Consider the following 18,433-nt stretch of genomic DNA (forward strand, 5'->3'; position numbering starts at 1 on the left):
GATCTAACCCAACAAAATATATGATAAGCTCTTTACTCAATTGGATAAAAGATAGATGGTTTTTTGCCAACTCGTTTTTTCCTATCCAGTTGTTTTTGCTTCACCTTAGGCGTAGCCATTTACTAATTATTTTTTGGCTTATTCTATTCGCTTTTATTGGTGGCTTTATGGCCGAAAGTTATGGCCTGAGTTATTTGTTTCTCACACCAGAATACCTGGATAAAGTAAACTTTGTAAGCTATTTTATAGTAGGAGTCTCGGGTGGTCTTTTTGTAATGGCCTTTCATATCAGCAGTTATATTTACTACAGTTATCGCTATCCTTTCTTGGCCACACTTAGTCGTCCACTTTGGAAGTTCAGTATCAACAATTCAGTTATCCCGGTTCTTTTTATCGGCTTTTATTTATATCAGGTAATTGACCTTTTACTAAGGGAAGGCTTCGATTGGATGTCAATAGCAATAAACACTTTAGGGCTTGCCGCAGGTGGACTTTTTACCATTCTCTTTTCATTCTCTTATTTTATAAGTACACTAAAAACGCTGGATATACCTGAGGATGGAAGCAAGAAAGCAAAAGCTCTAAAGCCCTTACAGAATATCATGATGCCAGCAACTAAGATTGGCTCAAGGTCAAAGACTCATATTAATTACTATATGAGTGGCATGTTTAAAATAAAGCTTACTCGACATGCGGGGCATTATGGCAAAAAGGTATTGCTGGAAACTATTCAACAGCATCATTTTAGTGCCTCTATTTACTTTGTGATTCTCATATTACTGGTTATTGGCCTTAGCCTTGTGGGGGATAACGAAGTGTTTATAATACCCGCAGGAGCGTCTGTATTTCTTATTTTTTCATTGTATTTAATGGTTACAGGAGCGTTTTATACAAGGCTCAAAACGTGGACAGTAACTATTGGCGTGGTAGTTCTTTTTGCATTGAATTATTTCTCTGGTTTCGAAAGGTTTGCTTCGCTCAATTATGCTTATGGTATGAATTACGAGACCGAACGGGCTGACTATTCGTATGCGAATTTTGAAGCACTCACTAATGATTCTTTAGTAAAGTATGACAAGAAGCAAAGCCTTCAAATATTACAAAACTGGAAAGCAAAGCAGGATGAAAGTAAGCCTAAGCTAATATTGCTAAATGTTAGTGGTGGCGGTTTGCGGTCTGCACTTTGGGTTACCAAGGTTATTCAAGAAATAGATAAAGCCACTGGAAACCAGTTTTACCCAAATATTCATTTAATCACAGGTTCATCTGGTGGAATGCTGGGTGCGGCTTTTTTGCGTGAAGTAGAGTATAGAAATAGGAAGGGTAATTTAGATGTCAATCTTCAAAATGACACGCTACTCACCCTGATGGGGAAAGACCTATTGAATCCCGTAACCTTTACCTTGGCGGTAAATGATTTGTTTTTTAGGCTAAAAAAAGTGGAGTATGAACCATATTCTTACCCAAAAGATAGAGGCTATACTTTTGATAGAAGACTGAACGAAAATACCATGGGACTGCTGGATAGAAAGTTCTACGAATACAAGGAACTGGAATTTAATTCGCAAATGCCACAGATGGTATTGGCGCCTACAATAGTAGGGGACGGTCGCAAATTACTAATGAGCCCTCAGGGAGTTTCCTACCTTACATTTACACGTCCATACGCGGGTATTGGTCGCGAAAAAGAACATAGTGGTATAGAGTTTAGCCGCTTGTTTGCTGATCAGGATGCCGATAACTTGAGTTTTCTTACGGCCTTGCGAATGAGCGCTTCCTTCCCGTATATCACGCCACTTATCAACATGCCATCTAAGCCGGGTATTGAGCTTATTGATGCGGGAGTTCGCGATAATGAAGGTTTTGAGCATAGCTTACGATATGTGTTTTCTCATAAAAAATGGATTGAAGAAAATACAAGTGGAGTAATCATTGTGCAGATAAAAGCAAATCGTGCCAATGAAATACCCATTGAAGAAGAACGGGTAACTAAGCTGGACAAACTTACTTTACCAATTGGTGGGGTGATGAAGAGTTTTCATAATCTTCAGATTTACAACAAGTCACTACTTATGGAGCTTAGTCGTGAGGAGCTAAAAATGCCTATGGACATCGTGCGCTTTTCATTAATAAATGAAGATAAGGATGTGTCGCTAAGCTGGCATCTTACTAATGTGGAGAAGCAAAGTATATTATCTACTTTTCAAAATAAGACCAACCAGGAGGCTTTAAAAGTTTTGCTTGATGCTTTAAAAGAAAGCCGGTAACGCCATTTACTATTCAAGTAAATTAACGCTACCGGCAATTCAACCAACCAAACAAAATTTTACATTATATAACTTAATAATGCTCTACAACTCTATTTACGTAGGGAACGTAAAGTTGGATTACTTCAAATAAAAAAGTCCTTCAAAAAATGAAGGACCTAAGGTTGGTCGATGGTTACCGAGCAGAGACTAGTTATGTTCTAATACTTTATTAAGGACATGTATAGTCCCATTAATAGCGGTAATATCCGTAGTTTTTAGTCCTGCCGCAGGGCTGCTGCCTTTTTCATCCTGAATGTTAATAGCACCACTTTGTTCCTTTACTATCTGTATCCAATGGTTTGTAAATAGAGTGTTATAGGTCTGATTCTTCAAGTCTTGTGCTTGGGTTTCTCCAGAAATGATATGGTATTGCAATAAGTTATTAAGAGCATTATAGCTATTGGAATTGGCAAAGTCACTCCAGTCCGTGAAACCATTGCCGCTCAGAAAAGCAGTAATAGCAATATCGTCAGGGCCAAATATTGTATGTACTTGATTTTCCTGATTAAGTATTGTTTCTAAGTTACCTTGAGATTTACTGATGGCAGATTTCAACTTGCTAAAATTGGGATTTACACGTATCAAACCATTTAAGGTAAGAGGAGAAAGCACGCCATCAATTTTGTGAATTACGCTTCCGCCAACCTCAATGTCCCTTTCTGAAACCCTGGCTGTAAAAGCATTCAGCGAAATATTTTTGTCAATACGGGTGATGTACGCATGAATATTATTTCCGTTGGAATTTGTAGCAGCCGTTAAAATGTAAGAGTTTACCACGTCCATGCCTTTCACCTTTTTTTCTAAAAGATGGTACAGCATTACATTTCTAAATGTAGCAGCGCCATAAAAATTATACAGTCCGGAAAGGCTATCTACACCAAGGTCTTGCAGGTAGGCCTTAAAAGCACTATCCGTAGGAGCGAAGAATGTGAGGTTGTCTTGACGGAGCTCATTTTGCAAACCTGCCATTTCAATTGCTTCAAGAGTAATTGAAAGGTCAGATTGTTGGCGTAATGTATTGTACACACTTGTTTCTATCTGCGCTGGCGTGTAACTATCCTCTTTACATCCTATAAAGAGAGCTATGGAAAAAAGTACGAGAAACAGAGCGTTCAGAGTCTTTGTCATTGATTATAATTTCTGCAATCGGAAATTCTCCAATTGACTTATAGTTCATTTCTTTACACGCTAAATATCAACCAAAGGTTGGCTGGCGAACTGCAAATATCACATTCTTAATGCAAACAATTAAAACTGATAGTCTTCTTAAAGCTAAGGGCATCAATTTTAGCTATGGCCAAAAGTCGGTGCTTACTAATATTAGGTTTACCCTAAAAGCTGGCGAAGTAGTGGGAATAGCCGGGGAGAGTGGGTCAGGAAAGACAACCTTACTCAAAGTGCTTAGCGCCAAATTAGTTCCTCAAAGTGGCGAGGTGTTTTTTAAGAATGAAAATATTTATGCTGGAAATGAGCAATTACTCCGTGGACACGATTCCATAAAAATCGTAGATCAGGATTTTGATTTGATGCCATACATTACTGTAGATGAAAACATTATCCGCAACAGCTTAAGCTTGAGCGAGAGCGGAAGAAAGCGCTTGCTTAAGCAAATGAAATCACACCTTAATTTAAAGGATGTAGGCTCTAACAAAGCGGTAAATACTTCAGGGGGGCAAAAACAGAGAATAGCTTTGGCAACGGCTGTTGCCACAAAGCCAGATGTGCTTTTGTTGGATGAGCCTTTTGCCAACTTGGATTATTCTTTAAAAGTACAAGCCATACGATTGCTGAAAAGTGAATGGAGGGCAAAAGCCATGGTAGTGGTGGCACATGAGCCAGCAGACTTACTTAGCCTGTGTGATAGACTGGTCATTATGAAAAAGGGCAAAATTGTGCAGCAGGGAAAATCGAAGGAAGTGTATCAAAATCCTAAAAACCGCTATGTGGCAGAGTTGTTGGGCCCAATAAACGTGCTTAATTCTGAGTTGGTAAAAGCCTTGAAAACGGAAAAAAAGTTAGTTCGGCCACATGAGCTTTCTTTTGCTGAAACTGGTATTTCAGTAGAAATTACCAACCTGCATTATTGCGGTGGTTTTACAGAAGTAGAAGTGTATAGCTCAGAATATGGGCAAACTTTAATAACCCATTATTTTGGAAAAGGAGACTTGGAAGAAGGACAAAAGGTAAAATTGACTTATTCTGGAGGAAACTAATGTCTCTTGATTTTCCCGCTATCGGTCATTTCTATTTGCTCGACTTTCTTCACTCTTTGTGGTATTTTAAAAGAGGATAGGTTTTTCCTGCAAAAGGAAATCAAGTCTTCCTGGTCAATATCCTGGCCTTCTTTCAGAATAACTTCGGCTTGCACAATTTGCCCCATTATAGGGTGCGGTACTCCTGAAATTCTGGACATTTTAACTTGAGGAAGCGTATTTATCAGGCTTTCTACTTCTTCAGGAAATACTTTGTTTCCAGAAATATTGATGACAGAACTCTTGCGTCCTTTGATAAAGATTCTCCCTTGCCTGTCTTTGATGGCCATATCGGCAGTTTTGAAAAAACCATTTTGCACAACCTCGCTCCTCATGAGGGGAGGATTAAGATAGGCGTCAAACATTCCGAGGCCTTTAATGGCCAAAAGACCTTCAGTGTTTTCAGGAAGTTCTACACAGTTTTCATCCAATATAACCGTAGAATAGCCTTCGACCTCAGTTCCAACACTTTCAGGCATATCAATGCTATGATCCTTATTTATAATAGGTAAGCCAATTTCTATAATGCCGTAAGCTTGTGTTACAGGAATATCAAAGCGATGGTAAAAAGACTCACAAACATCTTTAGCAATTGAAGTGCTTGTGGAAATTACGCGCTTCATGCTCTCAATTTTAGCTTCTGATTTATCAGCAGCGAGCATGCGGAGATGCATAGGGGATGCGTAAAGCAAAGTTCCTTTGCGTCTATTAATGCAATCGATAACTGTAGGTGCCATAAAATTATCAGCAATCACAATAGCTGAACCAGTATAAACGTAAAGAGCAATGCTGGCAATAAAATGATAGGCCATTGGTAAAACCCAAATTACCACATCTTCTTCTGTAAGCTCTAGAGCTCGCTGTGCACCTTTTATTCGTTCAAGAGCGGATGAGTGTGAAATAACCACACCCTTTGCTTTTCCTGTAGTTCCAGAGGTAAACCTTATAAATGCGGCATGATCAACATGAGGAGCAATATTTTCTCTGTCTTTATTTTCAGTAAATGAAAACCTAAAACCTTTACTGCTGTCAATTGGTTGGTATTCTGCGGTGCCTCTGGTCACACTGTTGTCATCAATAATTGCGTGGAGCCCGGATTCAGAAATAGCCTCATTTAGCTCGTTTTCTCTGAGTTGATGTGAAAGAGGCATTACGGTAGCACCTGTTCCAATGCCTGCAAAAAGACCAATGATGAACTCTCGGCTATTACGGGCTAGTACGCCCAAGCCTTTACCTTTACAAATACCTTTTGAAGTGAGTTCATCTCGCAAAGCATCACTCTGCTGCTGTAATTCGGTAAAGGTTAATGAGCCTTTACAATCATAAATAGCAACTTTGTTTGGCCACTTTTGGGCAGCGTTGGCTAAGATTTGATACACATCTGGCATTATCGATCTACTTGTTCTTTTCGTATAAGTTTTATAATTTCTAACGGATTATATCCTTGAGTTTGTAAACCAGCCGCTGTGCCAGCCGCATATCCTGTACTTAGGCAAATTCCTATTACACGGGCGCTCGCAATAGCATTGTTGGTGGCCGAAATTATTCGGCCCGCAAAGTATAAATTTCCGATTGTTTTAGATTCTAAAGCTCGGAGTGGAATTTCATAGTGTTCATCATGAGGAAAAAACTCTAATTGAGCATTTTTTCCAGATTCCCAAAGCTCTATCGGCCAGGCTCCCTTAGCAATTCCATCTTCAAATTTTGCACAGTTGAGAACATCTTCTTTTTGTAGAATGTATTTGCCTTCAGAAAGGGCTCCGGTGCGCGTTCCGGCTTCAGAAGCTACAAAACCTATATGAGCGTTTGCAAAGTTGCTCACTCTCTTAATGAGTTGATCGGCTACACTAGCAGCTGCTTTTCTTGCAAATCGTTCTATTTCACTTTTGTTTTCAGCTGTATCATTTACGATGGTAGGCAGAGCCAGTTTAATCATAAGATGAGTATCACGAATAGAACCTGGAACAATCGATACCTTGTCTAAATCGGCAGGAAGCTCCTTATCAGTAATTGCCTTGCTGATCGCTCTAAGAATAGCTAAAGAGAGTTTTACTGGTTCAGAAGGAACTACATTTTCTAATGAGAAAACCACAGCTGAGGCTTGATATTCATCTTGTTTTAAAGTAGGAATTCCTGCAATTTTCGACACGGTAGATTCTCCAGTGCAGTCTATGACAAACTTTGGCCGAACTATTTTTTTCTCTTTAAAATTGATGAATTCAACGGTGGTAATTTTATTATTAACAATGGAAATATCACTAATAGTAGCGTGGAGAAAGCATTGAGTATTTTTGGCTTCCGCCAAGAAATCATCTGCTATTAATGATAATGAAAGTGGATTATATGGTAAAAAATGAAGCTCATGCTGGTAATGTGCAATAGGCTCCGTTTTACTTGCTTTTTTTAGGATTTCACAAAATTCTTTAGCAAAACCATTGGTAACATATTTTGAAGTTTTGTTAGTACTTCTGTAGTATGCACCGCAAATAGTACCCACCACTGATTGTGTGGCTTTTCCGCCAAGTTGAGATGACTTTTCAATCAGTATTACTTTGGCACCATTTCTAGACGCGCCAATGGCTGCGGCAATTCCGGCAGAACCACCACCCACAATCAATACATCTACATCTTCTACATTATTAGTCATTGGGTGCCAAAAGTTCTTTTTGCATTTCTTCCAAAATACACTTGATTTCCACCTTAGCAAAGCAGCTTTCGCTGAACTGTATAACGAATTTTAAATTGCCACCAAAGGTCATCATTTGAAATGAAATTCCTGGAGGACTTGTGTTTGGCGGTAAAACGGTTGCATCGGTTATATGACAATCCAAAAGACCAGAAAGGTTGTTTGGTGATGGTGATTTACTATAAAGAAATCCAGCAAGGCTTTCGTCATTTGGCCCTTTCACAAGTTTGTAATACCAGGCTGTAGGTAATAATCTGAGCAGGTTTATCATACTCGCATAGTTGTGCGGCATTTGAGTTTTTACCTGATTGAAAAACTGCTCGTTGAGGTCTTTAATAAGCGCAGCTTTATCATTTCTCAAATTGGCTTTTATTCTGAAAAATAAAAGGGTATGCTGGTTTGAAAGGATGGGACCTTTGGCTCCGGCTTTGCGTAATTCCATTGGAACTGGGACGAAGATGTCTTCAAGTTTTTCGACACGTTGTTCCAATGTTTTGAAATAGGCCAAGGCAATTATTCCTAAGAAATACGGAGTGTCGATTCCGCCTCGACTGTACTTTATTACCTGTTCCTTTATCTCTGCTGTTTGTTTGGCATTAAATTTTAACTCAACAAAATCAACTTTTTGAATTGTATTTAACTCTTTAATTTTTTGAAGTGAACCTTTCGAAATATCTTTCAAAAAGTCTTTGGTTTTCATAAGCTTGCTCCACTGCTGGCGAAGACCTTCTTTTGCTGGAGTGACTAAAAAATTGCGCTCAGCATTTTCAATAGTATGAGATAGGGAATGTAAAAGTGTATTGGCTCCAAAGCCATCCATTAATATGTGATGCCAGGAAAAAACTAGAGTGCTGCAGGTGGGATGGTGTATTAAATCAAAGCGATAAAGGTTATCGTCTTTTAGTTCGATTTGTTTATTTAAAACCTCAGTTGGAATTTCATCTGAGTTTGATTTACGGGTTTTAATTATTGTAGAAATACGCTCATTTGTCAATTCCCACTTAGGTATTTTAAACTTTGGAAAGCTTAATCGAGTTTGCTCTAAAAGCTCAAAATACTGTGATTGCTGAATTGCCGCTTGCAGGGCTTCAAGAGCTAAATGCTTATCCAGCTTCATGATAAATCGACAATCGTAGCTTGTGCTTCCTTGCTTTTTCATGTGCTGTAATAGCACCAGAAAAAAATAGTCAGTTCCACTAATTTTTACCGATTTCAAAATATTAGTCGTGGGTTAATACCGCTTCTGAAAGCACTTCTACAGAAATAAATATCTTAGGGTTTAGTTCATCATCAGAAAAGCTAACTCCGAATTTTCTTTCTATAAAGAGGATGATTTCCACCATGGCCATTGAGTCAATTCCGGCAACATTATGTAAGTCGGTTTTGGAAGTTAGCTCCAAGCTTGCATCAACAAGATTCTCCTGAATAAATTTTAAAAGCTCTTCCGAGACTTCGGCTGGGGACATAGAAAACTGGATTTGCGGCAAAAGTAACAGTAATAATTAGATTTTGTAAGACCAAGTACTAACGCAAAACACCTGTTAACATATCAATATTTTTCCAAAGGCTTAAGGTAATTCGACTAGCTATTTTGGGATAGTTAATTCAGTGAGATGTAAGTTGCTTATATAGAAATTTAAAAGCAAACCTTTACTAGCTACGTCTCAGTTTTACAATAATAATAGTCATGGTGATGGTCAATATAAAGAAGCTGAAAAGGCTTATAACATAAGGCCAAATTAATGGAAAACCTTGCCCACGGAGGAAGATGGTATAGAAAGCTTCAAGGCCCCAATTGAGAGGTGACACTTTGCTTACTATCTGCATATACTCAGGCATTATGTGTAACGGAACCCATATCCCGCCAAGGGCCGCAAGGATAAGGATGGTGAGCGAGCCACCAATGGCAGCTTGCTGATATGTGGTGCAGATGGTACCCACAAACATTCCGAAGCCTGTAGCTGCTAGTGATAGACCAATTGCTATCACGATTACAGCAGGAATTTCTCCACCAAATTGCAGCATTGGCAGACCAATAAGTGGTAGGAGTAATTTGGCCAGAGACATCATCAAAACAAATTGAATAATGGTAACAGCAAAGTATACCACCATTTTACCTAAATGGTTTAAAACATAAGGGCCAGGTAAGGTTTTGAGTCTGATGCTAGAACCTTCTTGCTTTTCTTTAATGATGCTTCCCGCCAATGGAACAACAATGAAAAATATCCCAAAAATGGTCCAGGCGGGCACGTTGTGCTGCACCGAGTTCGGTAGAATTTTAGATTCACTATTATTCGCGAATTCTTCACTAAACCGAATTACATCAGTTTCGGCCAAATTGATTTTACTGTTGGTAGAAGGGATAAACTCCTTAATCTCACCAGTAAAAGTTTCAAAAATGATTTTAGCCTTAAGGTTAGAAATAAATTCACGCAATGTGCTGGAAACCGTGGTGACCATTGATTTTTGAGTAGTAGGGTCATAAATGATTTCTACTTCAACTTTGTCAATGTTTCCACTTTGAGCATTGCTATCTATACCAATAGTTTGGCTCACTAGGTTCTCCACGCTTCTGCGAATGCTAGCAGTAGCATTTTTTGGGATGATTACGCCAAACATAAATTCACCTCTGGCAATAGCTTCATGAGCTTCTTTTACCGTAGGTTTTTTCCCATTTATGGTGGTGCTGAGTTTACAAAAATCGGTTTGCTCAAGACCAAGATTTACATAATGTCCTAAACTATCCTGGTCATTATCCACCAAAATAACTGGCATTCCAAGTTCAGTCACACTTTTGTAAACGCTATCCTGGGCCACACTCATAATGAGCAGAAATATTACTGGCATCACGAAAAGTAGTGCAAGCCCTGCACGGTCGCGAGAAATAAGCAGGGTCTCCTTGTACAAGATGGCAAGAAACTGTTTCATCAGGAGTTGAGGCTTATTTCGCCATGCTCGGCAAGGTGAAGTAATAGATTTTCCAGCTTATGAAACTTTGGGTTGAGTGCTGTTAGCTCGTTTGGAGTACCTTCTAAAATCAGTTTTCCAAGGTTCAAGATACCTATGCGCGTGCATAGCATCTCGGCTTCTTCCATATTGTGCGAAGTGTAGATAATGGTGGTGCCCTTGGTGTGGAGATCTTTCAAAAAGTCGATTATCAATTTTTTGGACTGGATATCAATGCCTACGGTGGGTTCATCCAGAAACACCAATTTAGGGTCGTGTAAAATTCCAGCAATGAGATTTACCTTTCTTTTCATCCCTCCGGAGTAGGTTCCCAATTTGCGCTTAGCGTACGGCTTTAAGCCAAAAAGGTCAATATACTTCTCAATTTTTGCTTCAAGTTCTAGTTTCGGAATGTCATACATTTTGCCAACAAAACGCAGGTTCTCATAAGCATTTAGCGCAGAGTATAAAGCTAAGTCCTGAGGCACAACCCCAAAATGCTGTTTTATATACTCATGGTGCTCTTCAATATTTTTACCATCAATGAGAATGGAACCGGTATTAGGTTTTAAAATACCACAAAGCATCGCGATGGTTGTAGTTTTTCCCGCACCATTGGCCCCAAGCAAACCATAAAACTCCCCTTTTTGAACTTGCAAGTTCAAATCGGAAACAGCGTTTGTGTTGTTTGTGGCGTAAGATTTATGAAGGTTTAGAACCTGTATCATTAAAGGAGATAACTGTTTTGAAAGCAGCCAAAGGTAAAATTCTTTATCCACGATGTGCGGAAGATTTTTCGGTAGTACTTTGCAGCCAAATTGTAGCGTGGGTATGAGTAAAAAGAAAGCCATAGTAATAGGGGCAGGAATTGCGGGACTGGGTGCCAGTGTGCGTTTGGCCGTAAAAGGGTATGATGTTTCTGTTTATGAGAAGAATGATTTTTTTGGAGGAAAGCTTACTTCCAGAAATGTAAATGGCTTTCGATTTGACTATGGACCATCCATATTTACAATGCCTCAAAATGTTACAGAACTATTTGAGCTAGCCGGCAAAAATCCAGCGGACTATTTTGAATATACTCGGCTAGACCCCATATTCCATTATTTTTATGAAGATGGCACCCGAATTAAGGGATGCTCCGACACAACAAAATTTGCGGAAAGCGTGGCTGAAAACACTTTAGACAGTAAGGAAACTGTTCTAAAGTATTTGGATAAAGTGAAGGAAATCAATGAACTCACCGAGGATGTTTTTATCAATCGGTCGCTTCATAAGTTTAAAAACTTCCTAAACAAGGAGACTGTGAAGGGGGTGTTGAATTTTGGTAAAATTGATGCTTTTAATACCATGAATGAGGTGAATGAAAAGACCTTTGATGATCCAAAGATGGTGCAGTTTTTTAACCGATATGCTACCTACAATGGCTCCAACCCTTACGAAGCACCAGGTACATTAAACGTTATTCAGCATTATGAAATAAACCGAGGAGCCTATTTGCCGAAAGGCGGAATGCAACAAATCAGTAGGTCAGTATATGAGCTGGCCGTAGAGCTTGGTGTAGAATTTCATTTTGGTAAAAAAGTGGATAAAATTGAGACTTCGAAAAGCAAGGTGGAAGCAATAGTTGTGGAAGGCGAAAGACGAGAGGCAGATCTTTTTATGAGCAACATGGATGTGTATTATTTGTACAATCAATTGCTTCCGCAAGCCAAGAGACCAAGCAAAGTTTTAGATCAACCAAAGTCCGGATCTGCATTGGTTTTTTACTGGGGAATAAATAAAAGCTTTGATGAGCTTACCGTTCACAACATTCTTTTTGCAAAAAATATGGAGACGGAGTATGAAGCCATATTTGAAAAGAATAATGTGTGTAATGATCCTACCATTTATATAAATATAACATCTAAAAAATGCCAGGGCGATGCGCCAGAAGGAGGAGAGAATTGGTTTACTATGATAAATGTACCCAACAATGTAGGTCAGGATTGGGATGAGATAATAGCACGTTCGCGTAAAAACATTATTGCCAAAATAAACCGAACTCTAGGAACAGATATTGAACCTTTGATTGTGGCCGAAGATGTTATGGATCCTAGAGGGATTGATGAGCGCTACCTCAGTGCCTTTGGCTCTATTTATGGAAATCGCTTTAGCAGCAATTTCTCAGCGTTTTTCCGCCACCCCAATTTTAGTAAAGAGTTTAAAAACCTGTATTTCTGTGGCGGAACAGTGCATCCGGGGTCAAGTATTCCTTTGAGTTTAAAGTCGGCTGAGATTGCTGTGGGGATGGTGGAGTAGGTTGGGTAGAGGTGTTTTAAACAAGGCGAAGTTTCCACCGTAGATTTGTTAAGAAGCGAAATGTTTCTTTGTCCAGCCGCAAAGTTCCAAACGAATAGGGGAAAATTGGTTTGCTTTTATTTATGATGATTGGCGTTTTTTTCACCAAGTTCATTATAGATTTCAATCTCTGGAATACCCTCTCTCAACTTTGTAATTATTGCATTCAAATGCTCCTGTTGGAAACAAAATTCATTCTTAGCTTTTCCCATTGATTGAAAAACACACGTGTTCCTACCGCATGAAATATTCACCTTAGAAAGCATTCCTGAGATTGATGCCTCTACTGTGGTGCTATCCCTGTTATACCTAATACTACCAAAGTCACTTGTAACGATTGTTGAGTCAGGGTAGAATCGAACTTTCTTCTCAATATCAATCCAGTAAAAGTCTTGATTAATCCTAGTGTAGATCCAAGTTCCAAAAGGCTTCCCATTCTGATATTCTCCCATAATCATTGTTACGTAATCAAAGATTCCATTTGGAAACTTAAACGAAGTAAGTTGTTCAAACTTTCCTTCAATTGGTACATGTTTCAAATATGTACCAGGTAAAGAGTCTGTTTGAATGACCGTAATTATTTCATTCCTTTTTATAGTTTCCAAACTTGTTTGACCAAGAGCAGACTGAAAGTAGAGGGTCGTAAGTATTGAAACAATGATTTTCACTTCAATCTGGATCTTAAGGGTTTCAAGGTAAATATAGAAGTAATTGTTTCCAGTTGTGGGGAATGAATAAAGAGCGTTTTCTGAAAAGTCCACCTCCGGCTCGTTCCTCGCCACCTCCGCCAGCGGAGGAGAGCGTCTTGTCCCCCGCTGGCGGGGGTGCCTGAAAGGCGGGGGTGGACATCGTAAGAGTTATTTACCAAGTTCCTGACTCAGTTTTCGAATCCAACCTTCAATATTTTCTCTAACAATGTTAATATGCTCAAGGACTTCTTCATCCTTGAATCTTACCACGATATATCCAAGTTCAATTAAGCGGTTCTGGCGGACTATGTCTTTAGCCTCGTTTTCTGGAATATGGTGAGAATATCCATCCACCTCAATAATAAGTTTTAGGGGTAAACAAATAAAGTCAACAATGTAGTTTTCAATTGGTCTTTGTCTCCTAAATTGAAAACCCAGCATTTGCCTTTTGCTTAGAGCATATTTCCACAAACAGGCTTCGGCCTTTGTCATGGTTGAACGGTTTTCGAGAGCGTAATGTTGGAGCTTTGGGTTATAATAATGATTAGGTTTCATTAAGGTTGGGTTTTAATAAAGATTACCTTGGTGAGAGTCCACCTCCGTCTCGTTCCTCGCCACCTCCGCCAGCGGAGGATACGCAGCGTTGTCCTCCGCTGGCGGAGGTGCCTGTAGGGCGGAGGTGGACTTTATATAGCTATAAAAACCACCTATGTTACACAGGCGGTTTTAAGATAGCTGGATATCAACCTGAGCTTACTCTTTGTTTTGAAGTAGCAAAAACTCATTCATCACTACTTCGGTTACATAGCGCTTTTCACCTTCTTTGGTTTCGTAGGTGCGGGTTACAAGTTTACCTTCTACACCTACCTCTTTTCCTTTACGGATAAATTTTTCTACCAGCTCGGCAGTTTTGCCCCAGGCTACTACATTGTGCCATTGGGTGTCAGTTACTTTTTCGCCTTTAGCGTTTTTGTAGTTTTCATTGGTAGCTAGCGAAAACTTAGCGAGCTTATTTCCATTGTCTAGATTTTTGATTTCAGGATCCATGCCTGGGTTGCCAATTAACTGTACGCGGTTTCTTAAAGAATTCATGATAAAGGGTTTTACGATTATTAAAATTTTGATGAGACAAAGGTGCGGCAGTATCCAAACCCGATTCGGTATTTAAGCACTTACTATCTACTTAGCTGTCGTTTGTAAGCGTTTGTAAACGGTTGTAATTGGAAATGGTTTTTATATATTAGATTAATCATGAACTTTTATACTGATGAGTAAAGTATCCGACTTTTTAAATTATTTGATAGATAAAGTCCTCACATGGCAGTTTATTGCGTTGCTATTGATTGCTTTATTTTTTTCCCCAATTGAAAAACTGCTTGACAATACGGGAAATATGAAAATTGGGGATTTTCAACTTACCATAAAGGAGTTATCTGAATCTAAAGGATTAGATAATTTAACTAAAGATCTCCAAGGTTTGAGTTATGAAGAGTTGAAAATTTTTCTAATTGTTTGTGGTGAAGACGCTACATATTATCGCTTTGCACCAACGAACTTGAATTCCAATGTTCAAAAGAACATCTATGGAAAGCTTCAGAGTTTGGATCTTATTGAATATACCATACAGATTGAAGGAGACACTCAAGCAATTCATTTTGGAACCACGGAAAAGGGGGAGAAAGCTCATCGAGTTATTATTGATGCTTTATATACTGATTTAGTACGGAGTGGACACTAGTTGAATTAAAGCTGCAATCATGTCTGAAGAACAACGCACCTGTTTAGAATGTAATGAGCCCATAAAGGGTAGAGCTGATAAAAAGTTTTGCAGCGATGGTTGTCGCAATGCTTATAACAATCGGGAGTTTAGGGATGTGAATAATCTCATTCGTAATACCAACCGGGTGCTTTCTAAAAACCGAAAGATTTTGGTAGAAATGAACCCTACCGGAAAAACCAAAACTACCCGTGATATCCTTGTTGGTAAAGGTTTTAACTTTGATTATTTCACCAGTATTTATGAAACCAAAAAAGGGGGGCGTTACTACTTTTGTTACGATCAGGGCTATATTTTTCTCGATGCTCAGTCTATTGCTTTGGTAAAAAAGCTGGAAGACCTAAATAACCACTAATCTGTATTAACGGATATTTAATCTATAAGATTTCCCAAATTAGTAATGTTGAGTATCTTTGCCGCCCGAAATTGATGCATGGGCGAGTGTTCGCCACACAATACATTACTATGAAAGATTATTTTAACCCCTGGCACCACGTATCTGTGGGCCATTCTGCAGACGATATTGTAAACGGTATTATTGAAATTCCAAAGGGCGAGCGTGCTAAGTACGAGCTTGACAAAGACAGTGGCTTGCTAAAGCTTGACCGCGTGCTTTATTCTGCAATGTACTATCCTGCAAACTACGGTTTCATTCCACAAACGTTTTGTGATGATGGCGATCCGCTAGATATTTTGGTACTTTCTCAGGTAGATATCGTTCCTCTTACTTTGGTAGAGGCAAAGATTCTTGGCGTAATGCGCATGATCGACCAAGGTGAAGCTGATGATAAGATTATCGCTGTAGCTAATGGTGATCCAAGCATGAGTCATTATAATGATATTTCAGAGCTTCCTCCACACTTGATTTCTGAAATGAAATGTTTCTTTGAGGATTACAAGAAGTTGGAAAACAAAGAAGTAATCGTTGAAGAATTCCAAAGCAAGGAAGTTGCTATCCAAATTTTGAACGAAAGTATAGAGCTTTATAATAAAGAGATTGCACCAAATGTGATGCAGTTTTAATATTTCCCTATAGTATAAATGAAGCGGCCCGTGATTTTTGAAATCACGGGCCGCTTTTGTTTTTTAACCACCCCGTCTTCCGCTTGCTTTGCGCGGAATCCACCCCTTCAAAAATTGAAGGGGAATTACCAGCGAGTATATTCTCGTTATTATGGAGTTTATTTCGGAGCCAATTCCCCTTCGACACCGAAGGGGTGCCCCGAAAGCTTTCAGGGCGAGGTAGTCTATTTTACGCTCACCTTACTCGCACAATCAGTAGCCTTTTTGCGCAAAGCATCCATATCTGTGTTTATTTCATCGTAAGCCAAGGTTACGCCCATTCTTCTGTAGAGGCGAGTTGTTGGTTTTCCAAATATTCTAATGTCCGTTTTGGGATCTTTAATCGCCTCTGATATTCCTGTAAATACAGGAGTTTCGCTGCTTTCTGCTTCCGCTAAAATTACGGCAGATACACCAGCTCGTTCTTGTGTGATTTCAGGAATAGGTAAACCTAAAATAGTGCGTGCATGCAATTCAAATTCGCTGAGGTTTTGTGTTCCCGCTAAGGTTACCATTCCCGTATCATGTGGTCGTGGTGATAGCTCGGAGAAATACACACCATCATTTGCAATGAAAAACTCTACACCCCAAATACCAGCACCGGTAAGTGCTTCGGTTACTTTGGCACACATATCCTGTGCTTCTTTCAAATCTTTTGAGCGTATGGCACAGGGCTGCCAGCTTTCCATATAATCACCTCTGTCTTGGCGGTGACCAATAGGTGCACAGAAAAGGGTAGGGCCATTATTTTGAGTTACCGTTAGTAAAGTTATCTCGGTATGAAAATCAATAAATCCTTCCACAATAACTTCCATCAAATCGCCACGGCTGCCGTCCAGAGCGTATTGCCAGCTTTTTTCAATGTCTGCTTCAGTTTTTATTACCGATTGCCCTTTGCCGCTGGAAGACATCAATGGTTTTGCCACACAAGGCATTCCTATTTTGGCTACAGCCGATTTGAATTCCTCTAACGAGGTAGCATACTGATATGGTGCGGTTCGTACACCAAGGTCTTTGGCCGCAAGGTCGCGGATAAGCTTGCGGTTCATCGTAAAGTTTGCCGCCTTGGCACTCGGTACTACTGTGTACCCCTGTTTTTCATAGCTATAAAAACGCTCGGTGCGAATACTTTCTATTTCTGGAACTATAAGTTTGGGCTGATGCTTGGCTACAACTTTGTCTAAGGCATCACCATCCAGCATATCTATTACTTCAAACTCATCAGCCACTTGCATGGCCGGAGCTCCGGCATAGCTATCACAGGCTATTACGAATTGGCCGAGGCGTTTTAGGGCAATTACTAACTCTTTACCTAACTCACCAGAACCAAGTAGAACTATTTTGTCGGACATATTTTCATTTTTTGGATTAGCGAAATTACCATTTCTTAGAAATGACCTTGGAGCCATTTCATTTTATTCTTTCTAAGCTTATCAAAGCTGCTAACTTTGCCGTTTTAAGACATGAAAGATGAAGAAAGACATAAATTTTCCGGCCGTAACAGATGTGAAAATTGCGATTGGAAAAACTATAGATGACAAAGGAGAAAGTGATTGGTATGTATATATTATCAATAACAAACCAATTGCACTAAATACCGTAATGATAGTTTCTAACGCCAGTGAAGAACAAAGTGGAGGAGGAAGAAAGACCTCTACACTTCGTCATTCTATTGAAGGTTTAGAGCCCAATACTTTTGCCAAAGTGGAAAGAATTGACCCCGCAGTATTTAGTTTTTACAATCAATTTTGGGTGAGCTTTTATATTGGTAGCGAATTGTTTGATAAGAAGTTTACCATTGAGCCTTTTTCGGAATGGGAGATTGCTGACATTGAAGAATTAGAAATGCAGGGCAAAGTAGCTGATTAGGAGTACCCCTAAATGAAAGCGCCACCCGAGGGTGGCGACTTCACACAAAATAAAGGTTTGGGTAACAAAATCACACATTAAGGGGGAATGCGATTACAGTTAGTCAAAGATGCGCCTGATACGGTTTGAATACAATACCTGATTTCAGGTATTTTTAATTTTTAAGAGGTAAAGTGCTTATGATAAGTTGGTTAGATTTTGAAAAAATAGACATTCGTACAGGAACAGTTATTAAGGTTGAGGATTTTCCTGAGGCTCGTAAACCTGCATATAAGTTGCATATAGATTTTGGCGAGCTTGGAGTGAAGAAAACCTCTGCTCAAATAACCAAATTGTATAGTAAAGAAGATTTGCAGGGAAAACAATTGGTAGCTGTAGTGAATTTTCCTCCAAAGCAGATTGCCAATTTTATGAGTGAATGTTTGGTTTTGGGAGCTGTAAACGGAGATGAAGTAACAGTACTCACCACCTTGGGCAATACAGGTAACGGAGAAAGGATTTCATAA

General features: G+C 39.3%; 19 protein-coding genes. 8 read left to right on the plus strand and 11 right to left on the minus strand.

The window, feature by feature from the left end:
- Positions 1–20: 20 nt before the first annotated feature.
- Positions 21–2,267, plus strand: a complete 2,247-nt coding sequence (locus OWEHO_RS01110; protein WP_014200605.1) for a patatin-like phospholipase family protein — start codon at positions 21–23, stop codon at positions 2,265–2,267.
- A gap of 189 nt (positions 2,268–2,456) precedes the next feature.
- On the opposite strand, the gene OWEHO_RS01115 is transcribed toward OWEHO_RS01110, so the two are convergent.
- The gene (locus tag OWEHO_RS01115; protein WP_014200606.1) at positions 2,457–3,437 is read right to left on the minus strand and encodes a fasciclin domain-containing protein; all 981 of its coding nucleotides are present in this window, start codon (positions 3,435–3,437) and stop codon (positions 2,457–2,459) included.
- A gap of 110 nt (positions 3,438–3,547) precedes the next feature.
- Here OWEHO_RS01115 and OWEHO_RS01120 point away from each other — a divergent pair, with 110 nt between their 5' ends.
- Positions 3,548–4,522 carry an ABC transporter ATP-binding protein gene (locus OWEHO_RS01120; RefSeq protein ID WP_014200607.1) on the plus strand — a complete coding sequence of 325 codons (975 nt, stop codon included), beginning with the start codon at positions 3,548–3,550 and terminating at the stop codon, positions 4,520–4,522.
- On the opposite strand, the gene OWEHO_RS01125 is transcribed toward OWEHO_RS01120, so the two are convergent.
- The 6 genes from OWEHO_RS01125 to OWEHO_RS01150 form a co-directional block, all read right to left on the minus strand.
- Entirely contained in the window at positions 4,519–5,949 is a 1,431-nt protein-coding gene (locus OWEHO_RS01125) for a class I adenylate-forming enzyme family protein (RefSeq protein ID WP_014200608.1), read from the minus strand. The two genes, OWEHO_RS01120 and OWEHO_RS01125, sit on opposite strands and share 4 nt — an antisense overlap.
- Positions 5,949–7,208: an FAD-dependent oxidoreductase gene (locus tag OWEHO_RS01130; protein WP_014200609.1), complete on the minus strand. Its 1,260-nt coding sequence runs from the start codon at positions 7,206–7,208 to the stop codon at positions 5,949–5,951. The genes OWEHO_RS01125 and OWEHO_RS01130 overlap by 1 nt, the downstream gene beginning before the upstream one ends.
- Positions 7,201–8,406 (minus strand): condensation domain-containing protein, encoded by a 1,206-nt coding sequence (locus tag OWEHO_RS01135; protein WP_014200610.1) that lies wholly within the window; start codon positions 8,404–8,406, stop codon positions 7,201–7,203. The genes OWEHO_RS01130 and OWEHO_RS01135 overlap by 8 nt, the downstream gene beginning before the upstream one ends.
- 61 nt (positions 8,407–8,467) lie before the next feature.
- Positions 8,468–8,713, minus strand: a complete 246-nt coding sequence (locus OWEHO_RS01140) for an acyl carrier protein (RefSeq protein ID WP_014200611.1) — start codon at positions 8,711–8,713, stop codon at positions 8,468–8,470.
- Between the two features lie 187 nt (positions 8,714–8,900).
- Positions 8,901–10,175, minus strand: a complete 1,275-nt coding sequence (locus OWEHO_RS01145; RefSeq protein WP_014200612.1) for an ABC transporter permease — start codon at positions 10,173–10,175, stop codon at positions 8,901–8,903.
- Positions 10,175–10,921 carry an ABC transporter ATP-binding protein gene (locus OWEHO_RS01150; RefSeq protein ID WP_014200613.1) on the minus strand — a complete coding sequence of 249 codons (747 nt, stop codon included), beginning with the start codon at positions 10,919–10,921 and terminating at the stop codon, positions 10,175–10,177. Before OWEHO_RS01150 ends, OWEHO_RS01145 begins: the two co-directional genes overlap by 1 nt.
- A 103-nt stretch (positions 10,922–11,024) precedes the next feature.
- Between OWEHO_RS01150 and crtD the strand changes: the two genes are divergently transcribed.
- Positions 11,025–12,491, plus strand: coding sequence for a 1-hydroxycarotenoid 3,4-desaturase CrtD (gene crtD / locus OWEHO_RS01155; RefSeq protein WP_041627780.1), 1,467 nt, complete (start codon positions 11,025–11,027; stop codon positions 12,489–12,491).
- A 116-nt stretch (positions 12,492–12,607) separates the two neighbouring features.
- Here the strand turns inward: crtD and OWEHO_RS01160 are convergent, their stop codons facing one another.
- From OWEHO_RS01160 to OWEHO_RS01170, 3 genes are all read right to left on the minus strand, one after another.
- Positions 12,608–13,291, minus strand: a complete 684-nt coding sequence (locus OWEHO_RS01160; protein WP_143764442.1) for a hypothetical protein — start codon at positions 13,289–13,291, stop codon at positions 12,608–12,610.
- A 96-nt stretch (positions 13,292–13,387) separates the two neighbouring features.
- Positions 13,388–13,774, minus strand: coding sequence for an endonuclease domain-containing protein (locus tag OWEHO_RS01165; protein ID WP_014200616.1), 387 nt, complete (start codon positions 13,772–13,774; stop codon positions 13,388–13,390).
- Positions 13,775–13,972: 198 nt separating this feature from the next.
- Positions 13,973–14,311, minus strand: coding sequence for a single-stranded DNA-binding protein (locus OWEHO_RS01170; RefSeq protein ID WP_014200617.1), 339 nt, complete (start codon positions 14,309–14,311; stop codon positions 13,973–13,975).
- Positions 14,312–14,486: 175 nt separating this feature from the next.
- Here OWEHO_RS01170 and OWEHO_RS01175 point away from each other — a divergent pair, with 175 nt between their 5' ends.
- The 3 genes from OWEHO_RS01175 to OWEHO_RS01185 all read left to right on the plus strand — a co-directional run bounded on the left by OWEHO_RS01175 (position 14,487) and on the right by OWEHO_RS01185 (position 16,019).
- Positions 14,487–14,957 (plus strand): hypothetical protein, encoded by a 471-nt coding sequence (locus tag OWEHO_RS01175; RefSeq protein ID WP_014200618.1) that lies wholly within the window; start codon positions 14,487–14,489, stop codon positions 14,955–14,957.
- A gap of 19 nt (positions 14,958–14,976) precedes the next feature.
- Entirely contained in the window at positions 14,977–15,351 is a 375-nt protein-coding gene (locus OWEHO_RS01180; RefSeq protein ID WP_014200619.1) for a hypothetical protein, read from the plus strand.
- Positions 15,352–15,461: 110 nt separating this feature from the next.
- On the plus strand, positions 15,462–16,019 hold the full coding sequence (locus tag OWEHO_RS01185) for an inorganic diphosphatase (RefSeq protein ID WP_041627781.1): 558 nt from the start codon (positions 15,462–15,464) through the stop codon (positions 16,017–16,019).
- Between the two features lie 224 nt (positions 16,020–16,243).
- On the opposite strand, the gene purT is transcribed toward OWEHO_RS01185, so the two are convergent.
- Positions 16,244–17,410, minus strand: a complete 1,167-nt coding sequence (gene purT / locus OWEHO_RS01190) for a formate-dependent phosphoribosylglycinamide formyltransferase (protein WP_014200621.1) — start codon at positions 17,408–17,410, stop codon at positions 16,244–16,246.
- A 118-nt stretch (positions 17,411–17,528) separates the two neighbouring features.
- Between purT and OWEHO_RS01195 the strand changes: the two genes are divergently transcribed.
- Entirely contained in the window at positions 17,529–17,927 is a 399-nt protein-coding gene (locus OWEHO_RS01195) for a hypothetical protein (protein ID WP_014200622.1), read from the plus strand.
- 179 nt (positions 17,928–18,106) lie between these two features.
- On the plus strand, positions 18,107–18,433 hold the full coding sequence (locus OWEHO_RS01200) for a tRNA-binding protein (protein ID WP_014200623.1): 327 nt from the start codon (positions 18,107–18,109) through the stop codon (positions 18,431–18,433).

Origin of the sequence: Owenweeksia hongkongensis DSM 17368, assembly GCF_000236705.1 — a bacterium.
In the GTDB taxonomy this organism is placed as follows: Bacteria; Bacteroidota; Bacteroidia; order Flavobacteriales; family Schleiferiaceae; genus Owenweeksia; species Owenweeksia hongkongensis.

What these genes read in the sequence shown, in the direction of transcription:
- OWEHO_RS01110 (WP_014200605.1), top strand. Translation starts at nt 21, where the DNA reads ATGATAAGCTCTTTACTCAATTGGATAAAAGATAGATGGTTTTTTGCC.
- OWEHO_RS01115 (WP_014200606.1), bottom strand. Translation starts at nt 3,437, where the DNA reads ATGACAAAGACTCTGAACGCTCTGTTTCTCGTACTTTTTTCCATAGCT.
- OWEHO_RS01120 (WP_014200607.1), top strand. Translation starts at nt 3,548, where the DNA reads ATGCAAACAATTAAAACTGATAGTCTTCTTAAAGCTAAGGGCATCAAT.
- OWEHO_RS01125 (WP_014200608.1), bottom strand. Translation starts at nt 5,949, where the DNA reads ATGCCAGATGTGTATCAAATCTTAGCCAACGCTGCCCAAAAGTGGCCA.
- OWEHO_RS01130 (WP_014200609.1), bottom strand. Translation starts at nt 7,208, where the DNA reads ATGACTAATAATGTAGAAGATGTAGATGTATTGATTGTGGGTGGTGGT.
- OWEHO_RS01135 (WP_014200610.1), bottom strand. Translation starts at nt 8,406, where the DNA reads ATGAAAAAGCAAGGAAGCACAAGCTACGATTGTCGATTTATCATGAAG.
- OWEHO_RS01140 (WP_014200611.1), bottom strand. Translation starts at nt 8,713, where the DNA reads ATGTCCCCAGCCGAAGTCTCGGAAGAGCTTTTAAAATTTATTCAGGAG.
- OWEHO_RS01145 (WP_014200612.1), bottom strand. Translation starts at nt 10,175, where the DNA reads ATGAAACAGTTTCTTGCCATCTTGTACAAGGAGACCCTGCTTATTTCT.
- OWEHO_RS01150 (WP_014200613.1), bottom strand. Translation starts at nt 10,921, where the DNA reads ATGATACAGGTTCTAAACCTTCATAAATCTTACGCCACAAACAACACA.
- crtD (WP_041627780.1), top strand. Translation starts at nt 11,025, where the DNA reads ATGAGTAAAAAGAAAGCCATAGTAATAGGGGCAGGAATTGCGGGACTG.
- OWEHO_RS01165 (WP_014200616.1), bottom strand. Translation starts at nt 13,774, where the DNA reads ATGAAACCTAATCATTATTATAACCCAAAGCTCCAACATTACGCTCTC.
- OWEHO_RS01170 (WP_014200617.1), bottom strand. Translation starts at nt 14,311, where the DNA reads ATGAATTCTTTAAGAAACCGCGTACAGTTAATTGGCAACCCAGGCATG.
- OWEHO_RS01175 (WP_014200618.1), top strand. Translation starts at nt 14,487, where the DNA reads ATGAGTAAAGTATCCGACTTTTTAAATTATTTGATAGATAAAGTCCTC.
- OWEHO_RS01180 (WP_014200619.1), top strand. Translation starts at nt 14,977, where the DNA reads ATGTCTGAAGAACAACGCACCTGTTTAGAATGTAATGAGCCCATAAAG.
- OWEHO_RS01185 (WP_041627781.1), top strand. Translation starts at nt 15,462, where the DNA reads ATGAAAGATTATTTTAACCCCTGGCACCACGTATCTGTGGGCCATTCT.
- purT (WP_014200621.1), bottom strand. Translation starts at nt 17,410, where the DNA reads ATGTCCGACAAAATAGTTCTACTTGGTTCTGGTGAGTTAGGTAAAGAG.
- OWEHO_RS01195 (WP_014200622.1), top strand. Translation starts at nt 17,529, where the DNA reads ATGAAGAAAGACATAAATTTTCCGGCCGTAACAGATGTGAAAATTGCG.
- OWEHO_RS01200 (WP_014200623.1), top strand. Translation starts at nt 18,107, where the DNA reads ATGATAAGTTGGTTAGATTTTGAAAAAATAGACATTCGTACAGGAACA.